The 6,454-nt window shown below is 66.7% G+C and carries 5 protein-coding genes; 3 read left to right on the top strand and 2 right to left on the bottom strand.

What is annotated here, in order from left to right:
• Nucleotides 1–300: 300 nt before the first annotated feature.
• A complete protein-coding gene (locus JJB74_RS17960; RefSeq protein WP_200594005.1) occupies nucleotides 301–1,200 on the bottom strand; it encodes a DMT family transporter in 900 nt (299 codons plus the stop codon).
• A gap of 170 nt (nucleotides 1,201–1,370) precedes the next feature.
• Here JJB74_RS17960 and JJB74_RS17955 point away from each other — a divergent pair, with 170 nt between their 5' ends.
• Genes JJB74_RS17955 through JJB74_RS17945 form a run of 3 tightly spaced genes read left to right on the top strand, consistent with a single transcriptional unit; the run spans nucleotide 1,371 to nucleotide 5,223 of the window.
• The gene (locus tag JJB74_RS17955) at nucleotides 1,371–1,871 is read left to right on the top strand and encodes a hypothetical protein (RefSeq protein WP_200594003.1); all 501 of its coding nucleotides are present in this window, start codon (nucleotides 1,371–1,373) and stop codon (nucleotides 1,869–1,871) included.
• Between the two features lie 2 nt (nucleotides 1,872–1,873).
• A complete protein-coding gene (locus tag JJB74_RS17950) occupies nucleotides 1,874–4,333 on the top strand; it encodes an ATP-dependent DNA helicase (protein ID WP_200594001.1) in 2,460 nt (819 codons plus the stop codon).
• The gene (locus JJB74_RS17945; RefSeq protein ID WP_200593998.1) at nucleotides 4,315–5,223 is read left to right on the top strand and encodes an EamA family transporter; all 909 of its coding nucleotides are present in this window, start codon (nucleotides 4,315–4,317) and stop codon (nucleotides 5,221–5,223) included. The genes JJB74_RS17950 and JJB74_RS17945 overlap by 19 nt, the downstream gene beginning before the upstream one ends.
• Nucleotides 5,224–5,502: 279 nt before the next feature.
• Here the strand turns inward: JJB74_RS17945 and JJB74_RS17940 are convergent, their stop codons facing one another.
• Complete coding sequence (locus JJB74_RS17940; RefSeq protein WP_200593996.1) at nucleotides 5,503–6,381, bottom strand: LysR substrate-binding domain-containing protein; 879 nt, start codon at nucleotides 6,379–6,381, stop codon at nucleotides 5,503–5,505.
• Between the last annotated feature and the right edge of the window lie 73 nt (nucleotides 6,382–6,454).

Here is a 6,454-nt window from a genome sequence, read left to right as displayed (position 1 = left end):
CCCTGAAGCGGGGCGCGGCTAAACTCGCTACGCTGCGCTTCGCTCAGACAGACGCCGCACCTTATCCGCTTCAGGGCCCGGCGCCACGGCGCGATCAACGGGATTAAAAGCAACGGCAACGACAAAAGCCAAAACCAACTGCAACTGCAACTGCAACTGCAACTGCAACTGCAACTGCAACTGCAACTGCGTAGCGTTGTGCTCCCGCAGCGTTGTGCTATTAGAACCAATGCAGCAGTTACCGCGCGCCGACCTTGAAAAGGCTGGCTTACCAGCCCAACCTGCGCACGGCAACCCCAGCTAGCGCCGCGACGACAGCACGATGCCCACCACGATCAGTACAAAGGCCAGCGCATGGTACAGATGCGGTGGCTCGCCCAAGAGCGCTGATGACAGCAGCGCGGCAAACAGCGGCGTGAGGTTGCTGAAAAAGGCGGCGATATTCGGGCCGACCCGCTGCACGCCGGCTCCCCAGCAGCGCAGCGCGATCACTGCCGGTCCGATGCCGACGTACAGCAACGCGGCCAACACCCGCCAGCTCCAGCGGATGTGCACATCGGTTGCTGCGAACTCGACGCCGGCGAACAGCCCGGACCAGGCCAGGCCGAACACCAGCTGCGCCATCATGAATGCGGCCCAGTCGGCGCGCAGCTTTTGCGCCCCGATCGGCCGGATCAGCAGCCAGCTGTACATGGCCCAGATCGCCGTGGCCACGAGCATCAACAGGTCGCCCGGCACCAGGTGCAGCGCCAGCAGCAGCCGCGGCTCGCCGCGCGAGAGCACGGTCAGCACGCCGAGGATGGACAGCAGCGCGCCGGCCACCTGCCGCGCCGACACCGGCGTGCGGAAGAACAGGGCGCCCAAAGCCAGCATGAACACCGGCATGCTCGCGCCGACCAGCGTGGCATTGATCGCCGACGATGTCTTCAGCGCCAGGTATTGCAGCGAGTTGTAGGCGCCAATGCCGAACAGGCCCAGGAGCGCGAAGCGGCGCCATTGCTGCCACATGCCGCTGTCCCGGCGCAGCGCCCAGCCGCCCAGCGGCAGCAGCAGCGCGAAGGCAATGGTCCAGCGCAGGAAGTTCATCGTCATCGGCGGCAGCGCGCCCTGCATCATGCGCCCGACCACCGCATTGCCGGCCCACAGCAGCGGCGGCATGGTCAGCATCAGGATGGTGGACGGCGTCAGGCGGGCTTGCATGGTCTGGGTGCTGGAGTCTGGGGGCTGAAGGCTGATTTGCAACGGCTGGGCGGGATGGCGGATTGTACTGGCTTGCCTGGCGCGATGCTGCATTCTGGTGCATGCCGCGCACGCCGCGTCGCGATTTCCACTATCATGGAGCCTGCTTTTTCCCTCCTCTCTTTCCCCCAATGACTTCAATTCCCGAGATGCCCGATGATGCGGCCGATGACGGCCGCATCGAGCAAGACCGCCTGTGGCGCGACAACGGCTGGACCGCCCGCGTGATCAAGAACGAGGATGACGACGGCTGGGCAGTGGCCATGATCAAGGATGGCGAAGCCGAGCCGGCGCTGGTCGGGCCCTGGACCATGGGCCGCGACAAGAAGAACCCGAAGCCGCTGGATACGGCTGCGTTCAACACGCTGGTGAAGACTGCCAACGAAGTGCTGCGCCGCCACGAGCAGCAGCGGCATGCGCTGCTCAACAAGAGCGTGTCGGTCGAAACCGACGACGGCCGCATCGATGTCGCGCTCGAAATCATTCCCGATGAATTCGATCCCTACGCCAGGCTGACCGCAACCGATGCCTACGGCGAGCAGCTCGCCGAAGTGCGGGTCGCGGCCAACTTCAAGCTGACCGCTTCCAGCGCCGCCGACTGGATCGCTTCCGGCTACGCGCGACCGCGCTGAAGATGGCGCTGCCGGCCCCAGGCGCCAGCGGCGCGGATGCATGCGATGCCGGCGCGGCTGCGCATCATGGCGGCGCAGCCGCGCCAGATGCCAGCGTCGCCCCGCTCCATGGCGATGCGGCCACCCGCTACACCGTCGCGGTGCGCGCGCTGTGCGAGTTCACCGCGAAAGCCGGCGACCTCGATTCCCGCTTCACGCCATCGCCGACCGCGCAGCAGGGCATCGCCGGCCATGCGGCGGTGGCGGCGCGGCGCAGGCCGCCTTATGAATCCGAGATCAGCCTGTCGGGCCAGTACCGCGAGCTGACGGTGCGCGGCCGCGCCGACGGCTTCGATCCGGCGGCGCTGCGGCTGGAGGAAGTAAAGACCTATCGCGGTGAACTCGAGGCGATGCCGGGCAACCACCGCGCGCTGCACTGGGCGCAGCTGCGCCTGTACGGCTGGCTGCTGTGCGAGGCGCGCGGCTATGCGTCGCTGACGCTGGCGCTGGTGTACTACGACATCGCCAGCGGCCGCGAAACCGCCTTGACCGAAACCCGCGACGCCGCCTGGCTGCGCGCGCATTTCGAAGATCACTGCGAGCGCTTTCTCTGCTGGGCGCGGCAGGAGCTCGCGCACCGCGCCGCGCGCGATGCGGCATGGACGGCGCTCGCCTTTCCGCATGCCGAGTTCCGCGCCGGGCAGCGCGAACTCGCCGCCGCGGTGTACCGCGGCGCGCGCGATGGCCTTTGTCTCGCTGCGCAGGCGCCCACCGGCATCGGCAAGACCGTCGGCACGCTGTTCCCCTTACTCAAGGCCGCGCCGGCCGCCGGCATCGACAAGCTGATCTTTCTCGCCGCGAAAACCTCGGGCCGCAAGATCGCCTTCGATGCGCTCGCGCAGATCGATGCGGGCCACGGCCTGCCGTTGCGCCGGCTGGAGCTGGTCGCGCGCGAGAAGGCCTGCGTGCATCCGGAGCTGGCCTGCCATGGCGAATCCTGTCCGCTGGCCAAGGGCTTCTACGACCGCCTGCCGGCAGCGCGCGCGGCCGCGCTGGAACTTGGCGTGGGCGCACTGACGCGCGAAACGCTCGCCGCGGTAGCCGAAACGCATGCGGTTTGTCCCTATTACCTCGGGCAGGAACTGTCGCGCTGGGTCGATGTGATCATCGGCGATTACAACTACTGGTTCGACACGTCCGCGCAGTTGTTCGCGCTTGCCGTTGGCAACGACTGGCGCGCGGCGCTCCTGGTGGACGAGGCGCACAACCTGATCGAGCGCGCCCGCGGCATGTACAGCGCCGAGCTGTCGCAGGCGGCGATGCGCGCGGTAAGGAAGACCGCGCCGGGCATGGTGAAGCCGGCCCTGGACAAGGTCAACCGCGAATGGAATGCGCTGCTGCGCGAAGCGACCGAGCCCTACCAGACCCAGGAAGCGCCGCCGGACAAGCTGGTCTTCGCGTTGCAGGCGGCCACCGCCGTCATCACCGACCATCTCGCCGAACAGCCCGGCCAGGACGCCGAACTGCAGCGCTTCCTGTTCGATGCACTGCATTTCTGCCGCATCGCCGAAGGCTTCGGGTCACATACCCTGTTCGACATTTCGCGTGGACCCGGCCGGAACGACAGCCTGCTGTGCCTGCGCAATATCGTGCCGGCGCCGCATCTGGCGCCGCGGCTTGCGGCCGCGCATGCGGCCACGCTGTTTTCCGCGACCTTCCGGCCCGCGCGCTACATGGCCGACATGCTCGGCTTGCCCGAGTCCGCGCGCTGGCTGGACGTGGCTTCGCCTTTCGACGCCAGCCAGCTCGCGGTGCGCGTGGTACCCGGCATTTCGACGCGCTACCGCGAGCGCGAAGCATCGCTCGCGCCGATCGCGGAGCTGATCGCACGCCAGTACCGGGAAGCGCCGGGCAATTACCTGGTCTTCTGCAGCAGCTTCGACTATCTCGGCAGGATTGCCGACGCCTGCGCCGAGCGTCATCCGGACATCCCCTGCTGGCGCCAGTCGCGCGGCATGGAGGAATCCGAGCGCGCCGCCTTCCTGGAACGCTTCACCGAAGATGGCCGCGGCATCGGCTTCGCGGTGCTGGGCGGCGCCTTTGGCGAAGGCATTGACCTGCCGGGCGCGCGCCTGATCGGCGCCTTCATCGCCACGCTCGGCCTGCCGCAGATCAACCCGGTCAATGAAAATTTCCGGCAGCGCATGGAGGCGAGCTTCGGCGCGGGCTACGACTATGTGTATCTCTATCCCGGCTTGCAGAAAGTGGTGCAGGCGGCGGGCCGGGTGATACGCTCGCGCAGCGATCGCGGCGTGGTCTATCTGATCGACGACCGCTATGCGCGCGGCGACGTGAAGCGCCTGCTGCCACCGTGGTGGCGCATCGAGACGGTGCGGCCGGGTGGCGATGGAAGCAAGCCCGCAAGCAAGAACAACGAGAACAACGAGAACAACGGAGAGAAGTCATGCAACACCATCGCCTGAGCGGCCGCGACCTGTTCGCCGCCGCGCTCATCGTGCTGATCTGGGGTAGCAATTTCGTGGCGATGAAGATAGGCCTGCGCGACTTCACGCCCTTTCAGCTCGGCGCGGCGCGCTATCTGTGCGCCGCGCTGCCGCTGATCCTGTTCCTGCCGATGCCGAAGATGGCGCGCAAGTGGTTGCTGCTGTATGGCCTGTTCCAGGGGGTTGGCCAGTTCGGCTTCGTCTTCCTGTCGCTGAAGATCGGCATGACCGCGGCGCTGGCCTCGGTGCTGATGCAGACCCAGGTGTTCTTCACCGCGCTGTTCCTGTTCATCGGCTTTCGCGAGAAGCCGGGCGCGCCGCTGACGGCGGGATTGACGCTGGCCGCGATCGGCCTGGGTTGCATTGCGATGAACTATGTCGGGCCCGGCGGCGGCAACGGCACCACCGCCGCCGGCTTCGTGCTGTGCCTGTCAGGCGCGTCGATGTGGGCAGCGTCGAATATCGTGGTGCGGCTGGCGCAGAAGAACGCGCCGCAGTTCGATCCGCTCGCCTTCCTGGTCTGGTGCAGCGCGGTGCCGGTGCTGCCGTTTTTGCTGCTGTCGCTGCTGTTCGATCCGGTCGAAAGCCATACCCGCTGGATGGCTGCGCCCTGGCAGGCGTGGATCGCGATTGCTTATCTCGGCTGGGTAGCGACGCTGTTCGCGTACAGCCAGTGGACCCGTCTGATCCAGCGCCATGGCGCGAATCGCGTTGCGCCGTTCAGCCTCGGCGTGCCGGTGGTGGGACTGAGCTCGGGCGTGCTGGCGCTGGGGGAAAGCATAGGCGGCTGGCAATGGGCCGGCATCGCCTTCATCGTCGCGGCGCTGGCCTGCGTGATGCTGGGGCCGCGGCTGGTGCGGGCGCGGTAGGGAGGGGGCTTTGCCTGTGAGATGGCAGGCCGGGTTTTTGAAGGTGGTGAACAATCGCTCTTCACTCGGTCTATGGTTGGCCATGCCGTGCGTGGATCGAAACAACAAGCAGCCGATGTCGCAATGGATTCGTAGTGTGGGCGCAGCCCACGCGGTCAGCGGAGGATAAACGGTGGGCCGCGTGGGCTGCGCCCACCCTACGAAGCAGCGGTTCTTCATGCGAGCGAAGCGAAGCATGGTTCCCGATCACATTGAAACGGCTGGGCGGCGACCTCTGCCTCACCCAAGCACTTCCCGGCAAATCCCCAGCCAGGCCCGGGCCGCATGCGACAGATACCTTCCATGCCGCACCTGCGCCACGCGCCAGCGCAGTTCCGGCTCGACGATGCGCACCGCATCGATGCGGCCAGTGGCGAGAAGACCGAGAAACGGTTCCGGCAACAGGGCCACGCCCAGGCCGGCGCCGGCCATGGCCGCCAGCCAGTCCCAGTGGCCGCTCTGCGCGGCGATCTTCGGTTCGAAGCCAGCGGCGGCAAAGGCCTGGCGCAGGCTGCGGGTCAGCGCAAAATCGTCCTTCAGCATCACCAGCGGCAAGTCGCGCAGGGTTTTCAATGGCAGCGTGCCGCGCTGCGCCGCAAAGCTTCCCGCCGCCGCCAGCGCCCAGATCGGATAGCTGGCGATTTCCTCGGCTTCCAAGTCCAGCGCCGGATCGCTGGGCAAGACCGTCATGCCGACCTCGACATCGCCCGATGCCACCAGGCGCTCGACGGCCTGGCCGGTGTCTTCGACCAGCTCCAGCGCGATTTCCGGATGCCGCTCGCGAAAGGCCTTGAGCACGGGCGTGAACAGCAGATTGATCATCGGCGGAATGCCGAGCACGAGCCGGCCGCGGCGCAGCGAGCGCGTGTCCTGCACCTCGCGTTGTAATTGCTTCATCGTCGCCAGGATTTCCTGGCCGCGTGCGAACACGATGGCGCCGGTATCGGTCAGCGTCAGCTTGCGGCCGTCGCGTGCCAGCAGCGGCGTGCCGATCTCGTCTTCCAGCTGCCGCACCATCTTGCTGATGGTCGATTGCGTTACATGCAGCGCTTCGGCCGCGCCGGTGAAGCTGGCCAGGCGCGCGGTCTCGATGAAATAGCGCAGCGAGCGGATGTCCATGAACTATGAAAATTCCGACTGAAAGCGAAGACTTTAATTCATAACGTGCAGGCTTGCCGGATCCTACAATCGG

Source organism: Noviherbaspirillum pedocola, assembly GCF_016632335.1.
Lineage (GTDB): Bacteria > Pseudomonadota > Gammaproteobacteria > Burkholderiales > Burkholderiaceae_D > Noviherbaspirillum_A > Noviherbaspirillum_A pedocola.
The sequence above is the reverse complement of the archived record's forward strand: the minus strand, read 5'-3'. Positions and strand labels throughout refer to the sequence as shown.